Source organism: Kushneria sp. AK178, assembly GCF_053903105.1.
The window spans coordinates 811713-828659 of record NZ_CP096381.1; the positions used below are offsets into that span (position 1 = coordinate 811713).

The following is a 16947-nucleotide window of genomic DNA, read 5'->3' on the forward strand; positions in this document are numbered from 1 at the left end:
GCCGGTCGGTGAACACCTCATCTCCGCGATGAGCGTTGTGACCCGGCCGGCAGACAACGTAAAAGTTGTGATACGTTTTGGACGTATCCGGCGAAATGTCGTGTGATCGTGACCGGACCCCTTGGGGTTATATGGTCAAGCGATCAAGCGCACACGGTGGATGCCTAGGCAGTCAGAGGCGATGAAGGACGTGACAGCCTGCGATAAGCGTCGGTGAGGTGGCAAATGACCTGCGACCCGGCGATTTCCGAATGGGGAAACCCACTTACCATCAGGTAAGTATTCATGAGCCAATACATAACTCATGAAGGCGAACCGGGAGAACTGAAACATCTAAGTACCCCGAGGAAAAGACATCAATTGAGATTCCCTCAGTAGCGGCGAGCGAACGGGGAGCAGCCCTTAAGCAGTGCAACCGATAGGCGAACAGTCTGGGAAGTCTGACCATAGCGGGTGATAGTCCCGTAGCCGAAATCCGAGCATTGTGAAATCGAGTAGGTCGGGGCACGTGAAACCCTGACTGAAGACGGGGGGACCATCCTCCAAGGCTAAATACTCCTGACTGACCGATAGTGAACCAGTACCGTGAGGGAAAGGCGAAAAGAACCCCGGCGAGGGGAGTGAAATAGAACCTGAAACCGTGTGCGTACAAGCAGTGGGAGCCTACTTGTTAGGTGACTGCGTACCTTTTGTATAATGGGTCAGCGACTTATTTTCAGTAGCGAGCTTAACCGAATAGGGGAGGCGCAGGGAAACCGAGTCTTAAATGGGCGAACTAGTTGCTGGAAATAGACCCGAAACCGGGCGATCTATCCATGGCCAGGATGAAGGTCAGGTAACACTGACTGGAGGTCCGAACTCAAGTATGTTGAAAAATGCTGAGATGAGCTGTGGATCGGAGTGAAAGGCTAATCAAGCTCGGAGATAGCTGGTTCTCCTCGAAAGCTATTTAGGTAGCGCCTCACGTATTACCACCGGGGGTAGAGCACTGTTTCGGCTAGGGGGCCATCCCGGCTTACCAACCCGAGGCAAACTCCGAATACCGGTGAGTACAGCGTGGGAGACACACAGCGGGTGCTAACGTCCGTTGTGAAAAGGGAAACAACCCAGACCGCCAGCCAAGGTCCCAAAATCCCGGTTAAGTGGGAAACGATGTGGGAAGGCACAGACAGCCAGGAGGTTGGCTTAGAAGCAGCCATCCTTTAAAGAAAGCGTAATAGCTCACTGGTCGAGTCGGCCTGCGCGGAAGATGTAACGGGGCTCAAACCGGGTACCGAAGCTGCGGGTGCATCCTTCTGGATGCGCGGTAGAGGAGCGTTGTGTAGGCCTGCGAAGGTGTATCGTGAGGTATGCTGGAGGTATCACAAGTGCGAATGCTGACATGAGTAACGACAAGGGCGGTGAAAACCCGCCCCGCCGGAAGACCAAGGGTTCCTGTTCGACGACAATCGGAGCAGGGTGAGTCGACCCCTAAGGCGAGGCCGAAAGGCGTAGTCGATGGGAAACGGGTCAATATTCCCGTACCGGATGTTATTGCGATGGGGGGACGAAGAAGGCTAGGTGAGCCGGGCGCTGGTTGCCCCGGTGAAAGTGCGTAGGCCTGAGGATCAGGCAAATCCGGTCCTCTTCAAGCCGAGACACGAGACGAACAGACCACGGTCTGGAAGTCACTGATGCCACGCTTCCGGGAAAAGCCTCTAAGCTTCAGATAACATGCGATCGTACCCCAAACCGACACAGGTGGTCAGGTAGAGAATACCAAGGCGTATGAGAGAACTCGGGTGAAGGAACTAGGCAAAATGGCACCGTAACTTCGGGAGAAGGTGCGCCGGTAACCGTGACAGCCCTCGCGGCTCGAGCGGCGACCGGCCGAAGTGACCAGGTGGCTGCAACTGTTTATTAAAAACACAGCACTCTGCCAACGCGTAAGCGGACGTATAGGGTGTGACGCCTGCCCGGTGCCGGAAGGTTAATTGATGGTGTTAGCCCCTCGGGGCGAAGCTCCTGATCGAAGCCCCGGTAAACGGCGGCCGTAACTATAACGGTCCTAAGGTAGCGAAATTCCTTGTCGGGTAAGTTCCGACCTGCACGAATGGCGTAATGATGGCCACGCTGTCTCCACCCGGGACTCAGTGAAATTGAAATCGCTGTGAAGATGCAGTGTACCCGCGGCTAGACGGAAAGACCCCGTGAACCTTTACTATAGCTTCACACTGGACGCTGATGTTGCTTGTGTAGGATAGCTGGGAGGCTTTGAAACCCCGACGCCAGTCGGGGTGGAGCCAACCTTGAAATACCAGCCTGGCATCATCGGCGTTCTAACTCCGCACCGTGATCCGGTGTGAGGACAGTGTGTGGTGGGTAGTTTGACTGGGGCGGTCTCCTCCCAAAGTGTAACGGAGGAGCACGAAGGTACCCTCAGCACGGTTGGAAATCGTGCAATGAGTGCAAGAGCATAAGGGTGCCTGACTGCGAGACGGACATGTCGAGCAGGTGCGAAAGCAGGTTCTAGTGATCCGGTGGTTCTGTATGGAAGGGCCATCGCTCAACGGATAAAAGGTACTCCGGGGATAACAGGCTGATACCGCCCAAGAGTTCATATCGACGGCGGTGTTTGGCACCTCGATGTCGGCTCATCACATCCTGGGGCTGAAGTCGGTCCCAAGGGTATGGCTGTTCGCCATTTAAAGTGGTACGCGAGCTGGGTTTAGAACGTCGTGAGACAGTTCGGTCCCTATCTGCCGTGGGCGTCGGAAGTTTGAGAAGTGCTGCTCCTAGTACGAGAGGACCGGAGTGGACGCACCGCTGGTGTACCGGTTGTCATGCCAATGGCACCGCCGGGTAGCTATGTGCGGACGGGATAACCGCTGAAGGCATCTAAGCGGGAAGCCCCCTTCAAGATGAAACTTCCCTGGAGCCTCGAGCTCCCTGAAGGGCCCTCGAAGACGACGAGGTCGATAGGCGCGGTGTGTAAGTGCAGCAATGCATTGAGCTGACGCGTACTAATTGCCCGTGAGGCTTGACCATATAACACCCAAGTGGTTCGCGTCACACGACGCCGGATACATAGAACGTATCGATCAGCATGATCCCGATTACGACCCGCTGCTCAAGAGCAGCCGGTCTGCAGAATTGCCTGACGACCATAGCGTGCCGGTCCCACCCGATCCCATCCCGAACTCGGCAGTGAAACGGCTCCGCGCCGATGGTAGTGTGGGGTCTCCCCATGTGAGAGTAGGTCATCGTCAGGCACCCCTTCCGAACCCCGGTCCCAAAGGACCGGGGTTCTTTTATGTGCGCTCGAAAAAACCGCCGGGCCGCGGCCGCCGGTCACTGACGTGACCGGCGCGCGGCGCCTATGCGGTCGCCATCGCCCGTAGCGCTATTACCTCATCATCGCTATTAGATGGAAGGCAGTCCCGGGTATTATCGGGGAAAATCAATCTCTTCCTGAATAAAGAGACTTGGTATTACGTCGGCTTTTGCACCACAATAAACAGGTCAATGCTCAGGCTACCGGGCATATTGCTGATTAATAAACGTACCAGGCGAGGGAAAGCTGATGATGAAAAAGACACTGGGTATTTTGCTGGCCGCCATGATGACATTTGCAGTGGCTGGCTGTGACAGTGACGACGGCCCTGCCGAGGAGACCGGCGCTCAGGTAGATAACGCGGTTGATGATGCCGGCGATGCAGCAAGCGATGCGGCAGATTCCACTGGTGAAGCCATGGAAGATGCGGGTGATTCCATCAGCGATAGCGCTGAAGAGCACAGCAACTGATCTATCCCGCTACGACAGGGGAGTGACGTAAAAAAGCCTCCTGACAATGGTCAGGAGGCTTTTTATGATGATGTTATATGCAGGCGGTCGTTACTGCTCGCTGGCCGCTCCTACCGCTGCACCAGCGGCGCCACCAATGATGGCGCCCGTACCGGCGCTACCACCCGTTACAGCGCCTGCAGCAGCCCCTGTCGCGCCGCCGATACCAGCACCCTGAGCTGCGCTACGACCCGTCGGGCTGCTGCAGGCCGTTAAAAATGCCAGCCCTGCCACTGCAGCCATTACCAGAATGCCCTTGTGCATATCGATCTCCTTGATAGCCTTTCATGAAAGATAGCTGAACTCATTCATTGTCGGCTACTCCTGTAAAATATTAAGCCTTCAGGTACCGGTAATCATACCGTTGCCTGCTGCGCATGAAAAAAGCCCCGTACAGGCGGGGCTTTTGTGATCATGCATCGACACCGCTGTCGTTAATCCCAGGTCAGGGCGCCGCCTGTCTGATACTCGGTGACACGCGTTTCAAAGAAGTTCTTCTCCTTGGGCAGGTCAATAAGCTCCGACATCCAGGGGAAGGGGTTCTCCACGTCGTCAAAGAGCAGGCCCAGACCGATCTGTTCGCTGCGACGATTGGTGATGAACTGCATGTACTGTTCGGTCAGCTCGGCATTCAGTCCGAGGATGCCACGCGGCATGGTTTCACGACCGTAGGCCGCTTCCAGCTCATAGGCCTCCATCAGCATGCCGCGCACTTCCTGCTGGAAGTCTTCATCCCACAGATGGGGATTCTCGATCTTGATCTGGTTGATGCAGTCGATGCCAAAGTTCAGGTGGATGGACTCATCGCGCAGAATGTACTGATACTGCTCGGCAATCCCCACCATCTTGTTGCGACGGCCCAGCGCCAGAATCTGGGCAAAGCCGGTATAGAACCACATGCCTTCAAAGACGACATAAAAGGCCACCAGCGCGCGCAGAAACGCCTTGTCGCGCTCGATGGTGCCGGTCGTGAAGCTCGGGTCTTCCAGCGCCTGGGTGTACTTGAGTGCCCAGGCATCCTTGTCGGTAATCGAGGGAATTTCCCGATACATGTTGAAAAGCTCACCCTCATCCAGTCCCAGAGATGTGCAGATATACTGGAAGGTATGCGTGTGGATGGCTTCCTCGAACGCCTGACGCAGCAGATACTGACGGCATTCCGGGTTGGTGATGTTGCGATAGACGGCCAGTACGATGTTGTTGGCGACCAGCGACTCGGCCGTGGCAAAAAAGCCGAGATTGCGCTTGAGCATCAGCACTTCGTCTTCGGTCAGGCCTTCCTGGCTGTTCACCGGCGCCCGCCATGTGGCGATATCGCCCTGCATGGAGACTTCGGTCGGCATCCAGTGGTTGTTACAGCCGGAGAGATATTTCTCCCAGGCCCAGCTGTATTTCAGCGGCAGCAGCTGATTGACGTCGCTCTGGGCGTTGATCATGGCCTTCTGGCTGGCATCAATGCGTGACGCGCCTACCTGAATCTCCCCCAGGCCGCTGGTATCGACCTGATCGGTCTGATCGTTGTCATCATTAAACAGTGTGGTCTCTTGCATCGTTGTCTCCCTTGCCATCGGCTGACGTCGTAAACGGCGAGGATGGCCTTGAATGCGGTAGGCGGTGGCCCCGAAGGGCCACCGTCGTGACTATCGACTTACTGGCAGGCTTCGCAATCCGGATCGTCCAGTGAGCATGCCGCCGGCGGTGCCGAGCCCAATGGCTGTTGGGTCGCCTGCGAGGGCTCCGGTGACGGCGAAGGCTGCGGCGCCGGTGCTGCATTGGGTTTGACGCCGTTGAGCTTGCCGTCGGTGCCCTTGAGCGTGGATTTCTCGAGGCGGCTGGAGGCCTGGGCACGCAGGTAGTAGGTCGTTTTCAGACCCAGCTGCCAGGCCATGCGATAGGTGTTGTCCAGCTTGCGACCGGATACGCCGCTGATATAAAGGTTCAGCGACTGGGCCTGATCGATCCACTTCTGACGACGCGAAGCAGCCTCGACAATCCAGCGCGGCTCGATCTCGAATGCCGTGGCATAGCGCTGCCTGAGATCTTCCGGAATGCGCTCGATCGGCTGGAGCGAGCCATCGTAGTACTTGAGGTCGTTGATCATGACCTCATCCCACAGGCCACGCTCCTTGAGCGCATGCACCATGTGCGAGTTGACCACGGTGAACTCGCCCGACAGGTTCGACTTCACATACAGGTTCTGGTAGGTCGGCTCGATCGACTGCGTGACGCCACAGATATTGGAAATGGTCGCCGTGGGTGCGATCGCCATGACGTTGGAGTTGCGCATGCCCTGGCTGCGAACCTTGTCGCGGATGCGGTCCCAGTCCTGTGTGGTGGACGTGTCCATCTGCACGTACTGCTCACCGCGCTCGCGCTGCAGATCACGGATCGAATCGATGGGCAGAACCCCCTGACTCCAGAGCGAGCCTTCGTAGGAGTCGTAGCGGCCGCGCTCGGCGGCCAGATCGCTGGACGCCTCGATGGCGTGATAACTGATCAGCTCCATGGAGTGATCGGAAAAGGCCACGGCGTCTTCGGAGGCGTAGGCGATGCCCTGCTTGTAGAGGGCGTCCTGAAAGCCCATCAGACCCAGACCCACCGGGCGATGACGGAAGTTGGAGCGCTCCGCCTGCGGTACGGCGTAGTAGTTGATGTCGATCACGTTATCGAGCATGCGCACGGCGGTCTTGACCGAGCGCTGCAGCTTGTCGCTGTCGAGCCGACCATCGACGATGTGCGCTGCCAGGTTGATCGAGCCCAGGTTGCAGACCGCGATTTCGTCGGCACTGGTATTGAGCGTGATTTCGGTGCACAGGTTGGAGGAGTGCACGACGCCGGCATGACGCTGCGGGCTGCGCAGGTTGCAGGGATCCTTGAAGGTGATCCAGGGATGGCCTGTTTCAAACAGCATCGACAGCATCTTGCGCCACAGATCCTTGGCCTGCACGCGCTTGAACAGCGTAATCTCGCCGGTATGCGTCATGGCCTCGTACTCTTCATAGCGCTTTTCAAACGCCGCGCCATAAAGGTCGTGCAGGTCAGGGCAGGTCGCCGGCGAGAAGAGTGTCCACTCCTTCTCTTCGCTGACGCGCTTCATGAACAGATCCGGTACCCAGTTGGCCGTGTTCATGTCGTGCGTACGGCGGCGATCGTCACCGGTGTTCTTGCGCAGCTCGAGAAACTCCTCGACATCCAGGTGCCAGCTTTCCAGATAGGAGCAGACCGCGCCCTTGCGCTTGCCACCCTGGTTGACTGCCACCGCTGTGTCGTTGACGACCTTGAGGAAGGGCACGACCCCCTGCGACTTGCCGTTGGTACCCTTGATATAGGAGCCAAGGGCACGGACCGGCGTCCAGTCGTTGCCCAGACCGCCGGCCCACTTGGAGAGCATGGCGTTGTCGCGGATCGCACCGTAGATGCCTTCGAGGTTGTCCGGCACGGTGGTCAGATAGCACGAGGAGAGCTGGCTGCGCACGGTGCCGGCGTTGAACAGCGTCGGCGTCGAGGTCATGTAATCAAAGCTCGACAGCAGCTCATAGAATTCGATGGCGCGCGCTTCACGATCCTGCTCGTTGAGCGACAGCCCCATGGCGACACGCATGAACATGACCTGCGGCAGCTCATAGCGCACGCCGCTGCGATGCAGGAAGTAGCGGTCGTACAGTGTCTGCAGCCCGAGATAGGTGAACTGGTTGTCGCGCTCGTGATCGAGGGCGTCGCCCAGACGCTCCAGATCGAACCCGGCCAGCTGCGGGTCCAGCTGCTCGAATTCGATACCGCGTTCGATATAGCTCTTGAACGCCGGCTTGTAGAGCGAGGCCATGTCGCCAAAGGTGGCTTCCTCGGCAACTTCAAGGAAGGAGAGGGCTTCGCGGCGCAGGTTGTCCTGCAAAAGGCGTGCGGTCACGAAGGTATAGTTGGGCTCCTTCTCGACCAGCATGCGCGCGGTCATCATCAGCGCCGTGGCCACGCCATCGGCTGCCACACCGTCATACAGATTGCGCAGCGATTCGTCGACAATGCGACGCGCTTCGACGTTTTCCAGGCCGGTGCAGGCGTCCGTTACCAGTGTTTCGATACGCGCCAGATCCAGCGGTCGACGGCTGCCATCGGGCTGGGTCACGTTGATGGTGGGGTGGGGTCTTTCAACGCCCTGATGCTGGGCCGCGCGGGCTCGGGCGTGCTCTTCGCGGTACAGCACATAGGCGCGGGCCACCTTGTGCTCGCCCGAGCGCATCAGGGCAAGCTCGACCTGGTCCTGAATATCCTCGATATGCAGGGTGCCGCCTTCGGGCATGCGGCGCACGAAGGTGTCCATGATGGATTGCGTCAACTGCTCGACCTGCTCGCGGATGCGCGATGAGGCAGCGGCATTGTCACCTTCCACGGCAAGAAAGGCCTTGCTCATGGCCACGGAGATCTTGCTCGCATCAAAGGTGGCGGTATCACCGGTACGCTTGATGACGCGCAGCTGCTGATCAGTCGGGTGCTTGTGGGCATCATCAAATGTGTATGAGGGATCACGCTCTGTATGCGAGGTTTCCATAACGTTACCTTCCTGCCGTGAGGACAAAACCGTTCTGTGCCGTTGTTCAGATGATGAAAACGGACAGCAACGAGCTTGAAAATTGGATTACAAGGGTATTGACACGTTGCCAGTGTTTTTGTTTTGAAACACTACATGGTGTGTCTTCTCAAAAAGTAGGCACAATATAGTGTGTCTGAGGGGGTGGCTCAACACAAAAAGAGGCGGGCATTCTGTGGACAAGTTGTGCTTATTTTTCTGAAAGCCCTGTAATGGCTGGGGTCTTCGCAGTTACATGAAAATTTCGTGAGGTCTGCGGTGTTGTGTCGCAAATATTTCAACCCGGGCGGGAGAGGGCGAGCGACATTCATGCCGATCAGCGCCTGACGATGAGAATCGTGTGCAAATACATTTCTATTGTATGGGCACGTTCGTGTAACAGTGGCACAATGTTGCCAATATTGAACGACCGTTGGGTTTGAAGGTCACATTTATCGCTGTCTGCCTGCCACGTGCCCGGGCGCTGCCCGTGCAGTCTACCGGTGACGGCACGGAAGCTTCTTTATCAATGATCGGACGGACGAGCCTTGGATAACATTACAACCGCCAACGAACACATTCTTATCATCGAAGATGATGAACGACTGGCCGCGTTGACGCGTGAGTATCTTGAAGGCAACGGTTTCAGGGTCAGCGTTGAACACGACGGGACCAACGGCGTCGAGCGCATCCTGTCCCTGCGCCCGGATCTGGTCATTCTGGACCTGATGCTGCCGGGTGAGGACGGGCTCTCGATCTGTCGCCGCGTGCGCCACCAGTACCCCGGACCCATTCTGATGCTGACGGCCCGCACTGATGACATGGACCAGGTGCTGGGTCTCGAGATGGGGGCCGATGACTATGTTCCCAAGCCGGTGCCGCCGCGCGTACTGCTGGCCCGCATGCGGGCACTGATGCGCCGCTCGGACGGTTCGGAGGCCGCCGAGCAGGAGGAGACCCGGCTCGAATTTCGTGATCTGGTGGTGGATTCCTCGACCCGCGAGGCATGGCTCAACGGCGAGCGTATCGATCTGACCAGCGCCGAGTTCGATCTGCTCTGGCTGCTCGCCTCGCACGCCGGGCGGGTGCTGACCCGCGAAGAGATATTCTCGGCACTGCGCGGCATTCGCTATGATGGTCAGGACCGCTCGATCGACGTACGCGTCTCGCGCATTCGCCCCAAGATCGGTGATGATCCGCACCAGCCGCAGCGCATCAAGACGGTGCGCAGCAAGGGATATCTGTTTGTTCGGGAGCTCTGAGTCAGTGACGACCTGATTCCGGCTCATGAAAGGCGGCCTCGTCTACCGTGAAGACCCCCATGTAAAGGATGGACGATGCCGTCAAGATTTCCTTCCCTGACCTCATGGCATGCCCGCTCGGGCGGCCCGGACAGCCCGACGCCGCCACCGCACCGACCGCTGTCTGCCCATGGCGGCTTTCGCCGTCTTTATCTGACCCTGTTTCTCGCACTCATGGCCATCTTCTGGATCGGCGTGGCCGCTTCGTGGCTGATCAATGACTGGCGCGAGGACCATTATCGCCAGCGTCTGGCCAGCGGTCCGATGGCGCTGTTGACCTCGCTGGTGGCCAGTCAGCCGGAAAGTTCCCGTGATGCCTGGCTGAGCGCCTATGAGGATGAGCTGGGCATTCGCCTGGCGCTGTCGGACTCCGAGACGCTGATGCTCGGCTTCATGGATCGCCGGCGTCTGGCGCGCGGCGACGTGCTGGCCCGGCAGGCCCAGGGCGAGATCGGCTGGCAGCTCTACCAGCGCCTGCCCGGTGAAGACGATGCCATTCTGGTGGCACACTTCACCGGGCTGTCCGAGCAGCAGCCCCTGCAGCTGGTATCCCTGCTGCGCCAGTGGCTGGAGCTCTCGCCGGAAGATGAGCGCGAAGCCCGATTTCAGGCCCTGCGCAGTCGCGTCTCCCTGCCCATGGGCATGGGCAGCGGCACGCCGCCGGGGTTGTCCAACAGCCAGCTGACACAACTCAACGCCGGTCATGTCGTGATCAACGTGGTGGCCGAGCGCTCCAGTCTTGGCTTCTATGCCCAGTTTTCCGGCGGTCGCTGGATCATGGTCGGGCCGCTGTCGCCCTTCAGTTCGCTGCCTGTCGCGACCATTGCCATGGTCATGGCGCTGATGCTGACCATGCTCGGTCTGGCCATCTATTTCATCATGCGCAGCGTGGAAAAGCGTCTGACCCGGCTCGAGCAGACCACGGCAAGCTTTACGGCCGGGGATTACAACGCGCGTGTCACCATTCAGGAGGGAGAGTATCTCACTCAGCTGGGACTGGCCTTCAATACCATGGCCGATCAGGTGCAGGCGGTGCTCTCTTCCCAGCAGGATCTGATGCGCGCGGTATCGCACGAGTTTCGAACGCCCGTGGCCCGGGTGCGCTTTGCGCTGCAGATGGTCGATGACATGAGCGAATCGCCGGGCATTCGGCGGCTGCTGAAAGGGGTGGATGACGACATCGAATCCATCGACCGGCTTATCGATGAAATCCTGACCTATGCACGGCTGGACGGTTCGACCGATGGGCTCCTGCCGCTGGAGCCGGTCTGTCTCGACGTGCGCGACATTGCCGATCGCGTCGTCGAAACGCTCACGCCGCTGCATCCACAGCTGACGCTCGAGGTGACCGGCGGTCATGAGCTTAACGTGCATGCCGATGCGCGCTATCTACAGCGGGCGCTGCAGAATCTGGTCTCCAATGCCTGTACCCATGCCGGCACCCGGGTACATGTCCGCCTGCTGGGCGATGAGCGCATGGTCTATCTCAGCGTCGAGGATGACGGCGCCGGCGTGCCTGCCGAGGAGCGCGAGCGTATCTTCAAGCCCTTCGCCCGCATCGACGACAGCCGCACCCGCCACCAGTCCGGTGTCGGCGGCTATGGCCTGGGGCTGGCCATTGTGGCCCGGATCGTGCAGTGGCATCACGGCCACATCACGGTCAATACCGCCCCCGAGCTGGGCGGCGCCCAGTTCATTCTGACCCTGCCGCGCCACTATGAGACCGCGGAAGCGGATATCTGAGACCTCAGCCGGCCGGACGAATGCCGTTGAGCACGGAAAAGGAAGTCTCACGCGCCGTGCGCAAAAAATCGCTCATCCACACCTGGTTCATCTGATCGAGCCGAACGGCGGCGTAAAGCGTTCCCCAGACGCCTTCCCGACCCAGCGAGCAGGCCCTCACATAATCCCTTTCCAGATACTCGGTCAGCGCCCAGTTGGGCAGGGCGCACACGCCGCGCTCGCTGGCCACCAGCTGCATCATCATCATGGTCAGCTCGGCCGTGCGGGTCTCGCGCGGATGAACGCCGGCGGGTTCCAGAAACCGGGTAAAGACATCCAGCTTGGAATGTTCCACCGGATAGGTGATCAGAACCTGATCCACCAGATCTTCCGGCACCACATGACGCTTGTCGGCCAGCGCATGCTGGCGCGCCACGGCCAGCAGGCTTTCGTAGCGAAACAGCGGCTCGTAGTGAATGCGCGGCAAAGGCTGCGGATCGGCCGTGATGACCAGATCGAGCTGTTCGCGTGCCAGCGCCGGCAGCGGGTCGAAATGCTGACCGGCCGGAATATCCACCTCGACCTCGGGCCAGTGATCACGGAAGTGATCGATGGTGGGCATGAGCCACTGAAAGCAGCTGTGGCATTCGATGGCCATGTGCAGGCGTCCCTGCTCGCCGCCGGCCATGCGGGCAATGTCGCGCTCGGCGTTGCGAATCTGGGGCAGGATCTGCTCGGCCAGGCCCAGCAGGCGCTGGCCGGCACGGGTGAACTGTACCGGGCGTGTCTTGCGCAGAAACAGCGGACAGCCCAGTCGGTCCTCCAGATCCTTGAGCTGATGCGACAGTGCCGACTGGGTCAAGTGCACGCGCTCGGCGGCTTCGACCAGTGACCCGGTATCGCGCAGCGCCAGCAGGGTGCGCAGGTGCCGGAACTCGATCATTAAGACGTCTCTCTCATGGCTGGTCTCGATAGTGCATTGCTGGAATGCGTCCGCTCATCAACAGGCTTACTCGCGGGGACGACATTCGGCGTCCGGCAGCAGTCGATCCCGGTCACCGAAGTCTGATGGACATAGCGCTTCGGGGTGCGTGATACGTTTTAACAGGGCCGGCAGCAGGCCGGTATCTGCCCTGGCCGTCTCTGCCGAGCGGGAGGTGACCGGCTGCCACCGGCCGTCATCATCGCGCTCGGCGATGACAAAGGCAAAGGAGTAGGTGCCGGGCTGGCCCATGCGCAGATCGGTCACGACCAGAGCACCGTCACGCTCCTCACTGCGCCAGAACGGCGCCGCAAACCAGCCCAGTCGCTGTCCGGCCCAGCTCCCGACAAGCACGTCATGGGCTTCCATGGGTCGGCTGAAGCTGTCAAAGGCAAGGGTGTCGCGGTCATCGAACACGCTGACCAGTGCCTCGAGCTGGCGATCATCGTCGATGACCGTCACCCGCCAGACCAGGGTGTTCAGCGGCGTGGGCTGCACCATGACCGGGCGATCATCCAGCCCGCGCTCCACCAGTGCCGGCTGCACCTGGGCCAGCACCATGGCCTTGGCGGCGACGGAAAAGCCCAGATAGGCGGTAGAAATGGCCAGACCGATCATCGCGGCGCGCCCCCGGGCGCCCCGGATCAGCGCCACGATGATGGCCACCAGCATGGGCAGGGTATAGAGCGGATCGATGATGAAGATGGTCTTCCAGGCCACCGGGGGCGAGGCGATGGGCCAGAGCAGCTGGGTGCCGTAGGTGGTGAAGGCGTCCAGCATCGGATGCGTGACCAGACACAGCCCCCAGAACCAGAGCCATGAGGCGGTGGGGATGGTTCGGGTGGCCGGCAGGCGGGCACATACCAAGGTCAGAAGCCCGGCCAGTATCGACAGCACAAATACCGAGTGCGACACGCTGCGGTGATAGGTGTAGTCGGCCACGGCACTGCCGAAGTCAATGAAGCTGTCCAGATCCGGCAGAGTGGCAGCCGCAGCGCCCAGCAGAACTGATTTGCGGCCCAGCCGCCGTCCCAGAACGGCGCCACCGATAGCTCCGCCAAGACAGGCCTGTGTCAGGGAATCCATCGCGTTCGTATCACTCCTGTTGCTTGACGAATATCGCATCAGGCCATGGCAGCTATGCTTGTACCAGAGCTGATATCGGTACGGCCCCAACCGGGCCGGGAGATCAAAGAGTAACAAGGAGTCACCAACATGTCCCTGAACCAGCGTCAGCAGCAGGCCTTCAGAGCGCTGGCAGCCGAGACCGACGGCATCGATGTCGAGGTCTATCAACGCTTCGAGCGGGATCCCCTCGATCCCATCATCGGCCTGGGGCAGCGTAACCTGCGCATCGGGTTTTTCGGCCGCGACCCCGGTCGTGATGAGGTCCGCTTTGGGGAACCCTTTATCGGCGCCGGCGGCCAGCTGGTCAGAAAGGCGCTGCACGAGCACCTCTACAATGAAAAGATGCCGGATTTCGAGGCCTCACGTGCCGTGGGCGAGCATTTCTTCTGGATCAATACGGTGCCCTACAAGCCGGTGGGGAACAAGGCGTGGTCGATGAAGGTCAAGCGCCACTTCCACGGCCTGATGAACGAGCTTTTGATTTCGCGCTGGGAGGGGCGGTCCCTGATCACGCTGGGACGTGAAGCCTTTTTATGGTTCGGCATCGATCGCCCGAAGGCCGAGCGTAACCGTCTCGACGCCTTCTGGAAGCGTGACGATCGCTTTGAGAGCAGCATCGATATCACGCTGGAAGACGCTCAGGGCCGGGCGCAGACCTTCACGCTCTACCCGTTGCCGCATCCGTCGCCGCTGAACCAGACCTGGTATGCCCGCTTTCCGGGGCTGCTGGCGCAGCGACTGACGCAGCTTGACGTCAGGCCCGACAACCTGACGCTCTGAGTGACCGAGGCGCCGGGCTAGTCCGGGCGGATGGCCATGCGGCCGCTGCCGCAAAACATCAGTGCCAGCGCCGCGCCCAGCATCAATATCTCGGTTTCGAGGCGCCAGCCGCCGGCATCACCCAGTGACCAGACCGCGCCCAGGCGCATCAAAACGATTGCAAACAGCATGTTGATGGCGGCCAGCGCGCCGCCGATGCGACAGCGCCAGCCGGCCAGAATCATCAGCGGTGCCATCAGCTCGCCGACAAAGACGCCAAAGGCCAGCGGCGCCGGCAGGCTCCACTGCTCGAGATGCTCGCCGATGCGTTCCACCACGCCAGGGGCACCGATCTTGGCAATGCCGTGCAGCAGCAGCGTGACGCCCAGCGCAATACGAAGCAGCAGTTTGCCCAGATGTTCATTGTGAAAAAATGACATGGTCTTCCCCGTCTACCGGTCCCGACTTGAAAAAGTCCTTGAGCGCCGGCATTACAGTGCCATCCTTTGACGACATGTACCAGATGCGCCAGCACCGTGCGGCGCCTCATCACCAGTCACGACACACAGCCAACGGAGTCTCACATGCAATATCTTCATACCATGGTCCGCATCACCGATATCGATCAGTCGCTGCATTTCTACTGCGATCTGCTGGGCATGAAGGAGGTGCGCCGCAAGGAGAGCGAGAAGGGGCGTTTCACCCTGATCTTTCTGGCCGCCAACGATGACGAAGCCTCCTCCAGCGAGCAGCAGGCGCCGGAGCTGGAGCTGACCTGGAACTGGGACCCGGAAGAGCTGACCACCGGCGCCCGCAACTTCGGTCACCTGGCCTATCGTGTCGATGATATCTACGCCACCTGCCAGCATCTGATGGACAACGGTGTGACCATCAACCGCCCGCCGCGCGACGGCCACATGGCCTTCGTTAAATCGCCCGATGGCATCTCCATCGAATTGCTGCAAAAGGGCGACCCGCAATCCGAGCAGGAGCCCTGGGCGTCGATGGAAAACACCGGTAGCTGGTAAGCATTACCGCTCTCCGGACAGGACAGGGGGCACCCGATTCGGGTGCCCCCTGTTGCGTTGGGCGATCTACCGGTGAGTCAGCGGGTGCTGCGGGCGCCGGGCAGGTTGAAACGCTGTGCCATGCGCTCCATGGCCTCGACACAGCGCGGCGCGATGGGCGTGCAGAGCACCCAGGGCAGGGTGACCAGTGCGATGGAAAGCGATCCCATGTAGACATCCTGCAGCCAGTGGGCGCCGGCCATGACGCGCGGCGCGCTGAGCACGGCAATCATGATCGCGCTCACGATCGCCGGACGACGATCGCCGAAGCGCAGAATGAACGCCGTGAACACCATCAGCATCAGGCCGTGATCGCCGGGAAAGCTGTTCCTGTCGGAATCCTTGGTGTCGAAGGACACGACATCGGTCAGGAAATTGACGTTGTCAAAGGCCAGTGTTGGGCTCGGATGGCCATAGGTCATCTTGTTGGTGGCCACGGCCAGCAGCCCGGCCACGACCAGCATGGTCAGGCCCACCCCCAGCCAGCGCCAGAAGCGCCCGGTGCGCGGGTCGAGCATGATGGTCCAGATAAAGATGGCCAGCAGTACGAAAAAGGACGCGACGTCGAAATAGCGCGTGTTGACCACGGCCAGAAAGTGGGTCCAGATCGGGTATTCGCTGGTAATGAACTGATTGAAAAACCAGAAGAGCCGGTCATCGATCAATGACCAGACCGACAGCCACAGCCAGCTTGCGAACAGGGCAAGCCCCGCCAGATTGAAATGGATAATCCTTTTTAGGTCCATGGCATCGTTTTCCTGAAATGGGTTCCGGGGGTCATGGCTCGCTCCGTGTGCGGGCGTATCGGTGGGTAAGGGCCGCGCCCAGGCGCTTGAAAAGCGCTACCAGCTGATGGACGGCTCCCGAGGCCAGCGGTGTGCACAGCACCCAGGGCAGGGCGATCAGGGCAATCGACAGGGCGCCCACATAGACGTCGCTCACCCAGTGAGCGCCCACCATGATGCGGGGCGCGCAGACCAGCACGACCAGCGCCGTGGCCAGCCAGGCGATCAGCCGATCGGCGAAGTGCCACATGAAGGCGGCAAAGATCATCGCCATCAGTCCGTGGTCGCTGGGAAAGCTGCTGGAGGCAGTGTCCTTGGCCGGCAGACTGGTCAGACTGGACAGCAGGTTGACGTCATCCAGCACCCGGGTCGGGCTGGCGTGCTTGTAGGTCATGACGCCGTGGATCAGATCCTGCAGAAGCAGGGCCGTGGCCGTCATCACCACCCCGATGACCCCCCACTTGAGCCAGCTGCCCTGCGGGTCGCGCTTCATCGCGGCGTAGAGCATGACCACCAGCAACACGAACATTGCCTTGTCAAAGACGCGCGTATTGAGAGCGGCGAGAATGCTGGTCCAGGTGGGGTAATCGGCCGTGATGAACTGATTGAAAAACCAGAAGATGGCGTCATCCACGGAGGACCAGACCAGAAATTGGGGCAGCCACCAGGTGGTGACCAGTGCCACCCCCAGCAGGTTATAGAAAAGGATTCGGCGTAAATGCATGATGAACACGGTCGGTTATAAAACAGTGTTCATTGTAATTTAATGTTGTTTTAATAAAAAGATGTGCCGCTCAATTACCCTGCAAAAGCGAG

At 59.8% G+C, this 16947-nt stretch carries 13 protein-coding genes and 2 rRNA genes; 7 read left to right on the top strand and 8 right to left on the bottom strand.

Annotated elements, in window-relative coordinates; genetic code table 11:
* Window positions 1–133 precede the first annotated feature (133 nt).
* The 3 genes from M1D97_RS03665 to M1D97_RS03675 all read left to right on the top strand — a co-directional run bounded on the left by M1D97_RS03665 (window position 134) and on the right by M1D97_RS03675 (window position 3784).
* Window positions 134–3027: ribosomal RNA gene (locus M1D97_RS03665) — 23S ribosomal RNA — on the top strand.
* Window positions 3028–3135: 108 nt separating this feature from the next.
* Window positions 3136–3251 (top strand): 5S ribosomal RNA (rrf, locus tag M1D97_RS03670).
* Between the two features lie 314 nt (window positions 3252–3565).
* A complete protein-coding gene (locus M1D97_RS03675) occupies window positions 3566–3784 on the top strand; it encodes a hypothetical protein (protein WP_456269397.1) in 219 nt (72 codons plus the stop codon).
* Window positions 3785–3874: 90 nt separating this feature from the next.
* On the opposite strand, the gene M1D97_RS03680 is transcribed toward M1D97_RS03675, so the two are convergent.
* The 3 genes from M1D97_RS03680 to M1D97_RS03690 all read right to left on the bottom strand — a co-directional run bounded on the left by M1D97_RS03680 (window position 3875) and on the right by M1D97_RS03690 (window position 8369).
* Window positions 3875–4087, bottom strand: coding sequence for a YMGG-like glycine zipper-containing protein (locus M1D97_RS03680; RefSeq protein ID WP_456269398.1), 213 nt, complete (start codon window positions 4085–4087; stop codon window positions 3875–3877).
* Between the two features lie 170 nt (window positions 4088–4257).
* Window positions 4258–5373 (bottom strand): ribonucleotide-diphosphate reductase subunit beta, encoded by a 1116-nt coding sequence (locus tag M1D97_RS03685; RefSeq protein ID WP_456269399.1) that lies wholly within the window; start codon window positions 5371–5373, stop codon window positions 4258–4260.
* 98 nt (window positions 5374–5471) lie between these two features.
* The gene (locus M1D97_RS03690; RefSeq protein WP_456269400.1) at window positions 5472–8369 is read right to left on the bottom strand and encodes a ribonucleoside-diphosphate reductase subunit alpha; all 2898 of its coding nucleotides are present in this window, start codon (window positions 8367–8369) and stop codon (window positions 5472–5474) included.
* Between the two features lie 566 nt (window positions 8370–8935).
* Between M1D97_RS03690 and M1D97_RS03695 the strand changes: the two genes are divergently transcribed.
* Window positions 8936–9649 carry a winged helix-turn-helix domain-containing protein gene (locus M1D97_RS03695; RefSeq protein WP_456269401.1) on the top strand — a complete coding sequence of 238 codons (714 nt, stop codon included), beginning with the start codon at window positions 8936–8938 and terminating at the stop codon, window positions 9647–9649.
* A gap of 75 nt (window positions 9650–9724) precedes the next feature.
* Window positions 9725–11431, top strand: coding sequence for an ATP-binding protein (locus M1D97_RS03700; RefSeq protein ID WP_456269402.1), 1707 nt, complete (start codon window positions 9725–9727; stop codon window positions 11429–11431).
* Between the two features lie 4 nt (window positions 11432–11435).
* Here M1D97_RS03700 and M1D97_RS03705 read toward each other — a convergent pair whose 3' ends face one another.
* Both M1D97_RS03705 and M1D97_RS03710 read right to left on the bottom strand, forming a co-directional pair.
* A complete protein-coding gene (locus tag M1D97_RS03705; protein WP_456269403.1) occupies window positions 11436–12353 on the bottom strand; it encodes a LysR family transcriptional regulator in 918 nt (305 codons plus the stop codon).
* Between the two features lie 66 nt (window positions 12354–12419).
* Window positions 12420–13478 carry a metal-dependent hydrolase gene (locus M1D97_RS03710; protein WP_456269404.1) on the bottom strand — a complete coding sequence of 353 codons (1059 nt, stop codon included), beginning with the start codon at window positions 13476–13478 and terminating at the stop codon, window positions 12420–12422.
* 129 nt (window positions 13479–13607) lie between these two features.
* Between M1D97_RS03710 and M1D97_RS03715 the strand changes: the two genes are divergently transcribed.
* Complete coding sequence (locus tag M1D97_RS03715) at window positions 13608–14300, top strand: uracil-DNA glycosylase family protein (protein ID WP_456269405.1); 693 nt, start codon at window positions 13608–13610, stop codon at window positions 14298–14300.
* 17 nt (window positions 14301–14317) lie between these two features.
* Here M1D97_RS03715 and M1D97_RS03720 read toward each other — a convergent pair whose 3' ends face one another.
* On the bottom strand, window positions 14318–14719 hold the full coding sequence (locus M1D97_RS03720) for a DoxX family protein (protein WP_456269406.1): 402 nt from the start codon (window positions 14717–14719) through the stop codon (window positions 14318–14320).
* Window positions 14720–14863: 144 nt separating this feature from the next.
* Here M1D97_RS03720 and gloA point away from each other — a divergent pair, with 144 nt between their 5' ends.
* Window positions 14864–15307 (top strand): lactoylglutathione lyase, encoded by a 444-nt coding sequence (gene gloA / locus M1D97_RS03725; protein WP_456269407.1) that lies wholly within the window; start codon window positions 14864–14866, stop codon window positions 15305–15307.
* A 77-nt stretch (window positions 15308–15384) separates the two neighbouring features.
* Here the strand turns inward: gloA and M1D97_RS03730 are convergent, their stop codons facing one another.
* Together M1D97_RS03730 and M1D97_RS03735 are read right to left on the bottom strand one after the other, a co-directional pair.
* On the bottom strand, window positions 15385–16092 hold the full coding sequence (locus M1D97_RS03730; protein WP_456269408.1) for a phosphatase PAP2 family protein: 708 nt from the start codon (window positions 16090–16092) through the stop codon (window positions 15385–15387).
* Window positions 16093–16123: 31 nt separating this feature from the next.
* Window positions 16124–16855 carry a phosphatase PAP2 family protein gene (locus M1D97_RS03735; protein WP_456269409.1) on the bottom strand — a complete coding sequence of 244 codons (732 nt, stop codon included), beginning with the start codon at window positions 16853–16855 and terminating at the stop codon, window positions 16124–16126.
* Window positions 16856–16947: the final 92 nt, after the last annotated feature.

Excerpts from the sequence above, each read along its gene's own strand:
- gloA (WP_456269407.1), top strand. The coding sequence starts at position 14,864 with ATGCAATATCTTCATACCATGGTCCGCATCACCGATATCGATCAGTCG.
- M1D97_RS03730 (WP_456269408.1), bottom strand. The coding sequence starts at position 16,092 with ATGGACCTAAAAAGGATTATCCATTTCAATCTGGCGGGGCTTGCCCTG.
- M1D97_RS03720 (WP_456269406.1), bottom strand. The coding sequence starts at position 14,719 with ATGTCATTTTTTCACAATGAACATCTGGGCAAACTGCTGCTTCGTATT.
- M1D97_RS03680 (WP_456269398.1), bottom strand. The coding sequence starts at position 4,087 with ATGCACAAGGGCATTCTGGTAATGGCTGCAGTGGCAGGGCTGGCATTT.
- M1D97_RS03710 (WP_456269404.1), bottom strand. The coding sequence starts at position 13,478 with ATGGATTCCCTGACACAGGCCTGTCTTGGCGGAGCTATCGGTGGCGCC.
- M1D97_RS03685 (WP_456269399.1), bottom strand. The coding sequence starts at position 5,373 with ATGCAAGAGACCACACTGTTTAATGATGACAACGATCAGACCGATCAG.
- M1D97_RS03705 (WP_456269403.1), bottom strand. The coding sequence starts at position 12,353 with ATGATCGAGTTCCGGCACCTGCGCACCCTGCTGGCGCTGCGCGATACC.
- M1D97_RS03735 (WP_456269409.1), bottom strand. The coding sequence starts at position 16,855 with ATGCATTTACGCCGAATCCTTTTCTATAACCTGCTGGGGGTGGCACTG.
- M1D97_RS03675 (WP_456269397.1), top strand. The coding sequence starts at position 3,566 with ATGAAAAAGACACTGGGTATTTTGCTGGCCGCCATGATGACATTTGCA.
- M1D97_RS03690 (WP_456269400.1), bottom strand. The coding sequence starts at position 8,369 with ATGGAAACCTCGCATACAGAGCGTGATCCCTCATACACATTTGATGAT.
- M1D97_RS03715 (WP_456269405.1), top strand. The coding sequence starts at position 13,608 with ATGTCCCTGAACCAGCGTCAGCAGCAGGCCTTCAGAGCGCTGGCAGCC.
- M1D97_RS03700 (WP_456269402.1), top strand. The coding sequence starts at position 9,725 with ATGCCGTCAAGATTTCCTTCCCTGACCTCATGGCATGCCCGCTCGGGC.